Annotated in this window: 3 protein-coding genes; all 3 read left to right on the forward strand. The window is 62.2% G+C overall.

The annotated features are described in order from the left end of the window. Nucleotides 1-426: 426 nt before the first annotated feature. Entirely contained in the window at nucleotides 427-1287 is an 861-nt protein-coding gene (locus MSZK_RS03040; protein ID WP_099244714.1) for an ABC transporter permease, read from the forward strand. A 2-nt stretch (nucleotides 1288-1289) separates the two neighbouring features. Then, nucleotides 1290-2147: an ABC transporter permease gene (locus tag MSZK_RS03045; RefSeq protein ID WP_199203169.1), complete on the forward strand. Its 858-nt coding sequence runs from the start codon at nucleotides 1290-1292 to the stop codon at nucleotides 2145-2147. Between the two features lie 90 nt (nucleotides 2148-2237). Continuing rightward, nucleotides 2238-3443 (forward strand): MlaD family protein (locus tag MSZK_RS03050; protein ID WP_371411281.1); only part of this gene is annotated, 1206 nt, incomplete at its 3' end.

Raw genomic sequence — 3443 nt, forward strand, 5'->3', positions numbered from 1 at the left:
GTCGTGGGCTTCCCAGCAGACTGTTCCTTCGGCATACCTGCATCCTCGTTTCCAAGGTCAGGAGCCTCCGGGATTTCCAGGGCGGTTCAGTCGAAGATGTCATGGGGTTGTCGTCCTTACCGGCTTCCGAAAGCATCGCCTGTACTGAAAGTACAAGTATCAGTACACTAGATAGTGCTCTAGTCGTCGACTGTGAACGTCCGGTCGAGCCCGCGGCAAAGTTCCCGACAAAGACACTGATCGTTTGCCCGCCTAAGCAAAAGTCTTGTCTCACAGTGCAATAATGTCGAATCTTGGGCGAGATCTCCGGTTTGCCAGAAAGACTCTTCCCAAACGAATGATGTACTTGTACGATCACGTCAGTACACCACTGGGTACTGCCTCGACCGCGCAGGTTCCGGCCACAACCCGACGGGGAGGGATACGGTGACGACTGCCGACGCATCAGCAAGTGTCGAGCGCTCGGCCGTTCGTGAGATTCGCGATTGGGGTGGTCGGTATCTGCGGAGGCACCCGCTGGAGTCACTGCAGACCGTTGGCGGCCAAGTCGTACTGGCCGTGCGAACCATTCAGTACGCCTTCGAAGAACTCTTCGCCCGGCGGTTTCAGACGGAAGAGTTCATTCGCCAAGCCGCGTTCATGGCATCGACAGCCTTTGTGCCCACGCTTTTCGTCACCATTCCGATCGGCGTGACGTTGTCGATCCAGTTCAGTCTGCTGGCCGGCCAAGTCGGGGCCCAATCGCTGTCCGGCGCGGCGACCGGACTGGCGGTGATCCGCCAGGGGGCGCCTTTGGTGGCAGCGATCCTGCTCGCGGCGGCAGTCGGCTCGGCGGTGTGCGCAGACTTGGGGGCGCGCACCATGCGCGAAGAGGTCGACGCGATGGAAGTGATGGGCGTGTCGGCGATCAAGCGGCTGGTAGTGCCCCGCTTCGCCGCGTGCATCCTCGTAGGGATCGCGTTGACCGGCTTGACCTGCTTCATCGGATTTCTCGCCGGCTATGCGTTCAACGTCTATTTGCAGAACGGAACCCCGGGTTCATTCGTGACAACGTTTTCATCGTTCGCCACGGTGTCGGATCTGGTGATGGCGCTGGTGAAATCGGTGGTCTTCGGGGCGATCGTCGCAATCGTGTGCTGCCACAAGGGCTTGTCCACTCGCGGCGGTCCGGCCGGTGTCGCGAACTCGGTCAATGCCGCAGTCGTGGAGTCCATTCTGCTGTTGATGGTCGTGAACGTAGCGATGACCCAGCTCTACGTACTGATCTTTCCGAGGGAAAGCATATAGCCGTGACTGCTGCGCCCTATCGTCCGCGGGTTTTCGTCCCCTTTGTCAAGGTAACGGGGACGGTCACGACAGGCGTCGGGAAACTCGGCCACATCATGTACTTCTTCGGGCGCATCATCATCACCGTCCCCCTGACGTTGAAGAGGTATCGCAAGGAATTCACACGGATCCTGGCCGACATCGCCTGGGGCAACGGTTCGATCGTCGTCGGTGGCGGGACAATCGGCGTGGCGATGGTGCTGGGTGGCACAGCCGGCGCACTGATCGGCATCGAAGGGTTCAATGCCCTGAATCTGCTGGGATTGGGACCGGCAACCGGCCTGATCTCCTCGTTCGCAGGAACCCGCGAACTCGCGCCGATCATGATCGGTCTCGCTTTCATCGCCCAGGCGGGATGCCGGTTCACCGCGCAACTAGGTGCGATGCGCATCAACGACGAAATCGACGCCCTTGACACTCTGGGCATCGACCCGATCGCCTATCTGGTAACCACGCGCGTTGCGGCGGCAGCCGTGGCGGTTGTTCCGTTGTTCCTGGCCTGCCTTGCGGTGGCATACATGTCCTGCCAGATCGTTGTCGCAGTTGCCGCCGGCCAGTCCGGCGGTACCTACCTGCACTACTTCTCGATGTTCGTCAGCGGCCGCGACGTGACCTTCGCGACCTTCAAAGCCGTCATTTTCGTTTTCGTCGCCGCGACCATCCAGTGCTACTACGGATATTTCGCGTCCGGCGGTCCCGCGGGCGTGGGCGTAGCGGCCGGACGCGCGATGCGCGCAGCCATCACCGTGGTGATCATCCTCAACATGCTGCTGACCATGGCCCTGTGGGGTGTCGAATCCGGCGCCAGGTTCGGCGGATAGTCGATGCCGAACTCCTTCGAACTCAACCCGCGCAGCGCCTCCAATCGCACGCTGCTCATCCTGGGCGTGTGCTTCATCGTCATCGCCTCGGTGACCGTCGTGCTGGCCGTCAAGAAATCCAAGGGCGACCTGGACCGCATCGTGCGAGTCAGCGCCGAGCTGGTGAACGTCGGCGACGGCCTGCCCGAGAAGTCGGATGTGAAGTTCCGCGGCGTCCTGGTCGGCCAGGTGTCCGACGTTGTCACCGCATCGGCCGGGCGGCCGAACACCGTGCACATCGCGCTCAAACCCGAGTATGCATCGGGCATTCCCAGCACCGTGACCGCTCGCGTTGTCCCGTCCAACGTCTTCGCAGTGTCGTCCATACAACTGATCGACAACGGACCGGCGGCGACCGACCTGCGAGGTGGCGCCGTGATCCACGAGGACACGAGTTTGCCGACCGTGATGTTCCAATCGACGTTGAGCAAGTTCCGTGAGGTCTTCGACGCGCTGACCCGGCCGGACGATGACCGAAGCGTCGGTGTCTTGGCCGCTATCACCGAGGCCACTCAGGGACGCGGGGATCGACTGCGTAAGACCGGACGTGACTTGAACGAGATTGTGGCCCAACTGAATAACGTGGTTGCCACCGATCCTGAACCGTCAACGATCTCGGCACTCACCGAAGCCGCTGACGCGCTGCGCGATGTTTCTCCCGAGCTTTTCGATGCGCTCGACACGGCAGTGTCACCAATGCGGACGTTCGCCGAGAAACGGGCTCAACTCAACGAGCTCCTGTCGGCGGGCCTGAACACTGCCGGGACCCTAGGCACCGCATTTGAGAATCAGACCGACAGATTGATCAACATCACGGCACAGATGACACCCGTGATCGGCGTGCTGGCCGATAACGTCGGCCAGTTTCAACCCATCTTCACCCGCGTGCAGAGATTGGCCGACAACGTCGGTTCGATCTGGAATCCCGACACCAATCAGTTGACGGTCAAGGTGATAGTCAGCTTGACGCCCGTGCGGAGCTATGTCCGCGCCGACTGCCCTCGCTATGGCGCGCTGGAAGGGCCCAGCTGCAAGACGGCACCCGAAGTTCCGACAGCCCCGGCCCTGTACCCGGCGCTCGGATCGATGGGCTATCCGCCGCCTCCAGGCACCGGGAACCGGCCGAACTTTGCTCCGCCGCGCGACTCAGTCCGGCACGCCGGCGAGGTCCCCGGCGCTCCGGGACCGGGACCGCTCCCTGCCCCGGCGTCACCGCCTCAGGGCCCCCCGTTTCCGGCCGAGGCGCCGCTTACGGCG

It is taken from the genome of Mycobacterium sp. shizuoka-1, assembly GCF_002723835.1.
Classification (GTDB): Bacteria; Actinomycetota; Actinomycetes; order Mycobacteriales; family Mycobacteriaceae; genus Mycobacterium.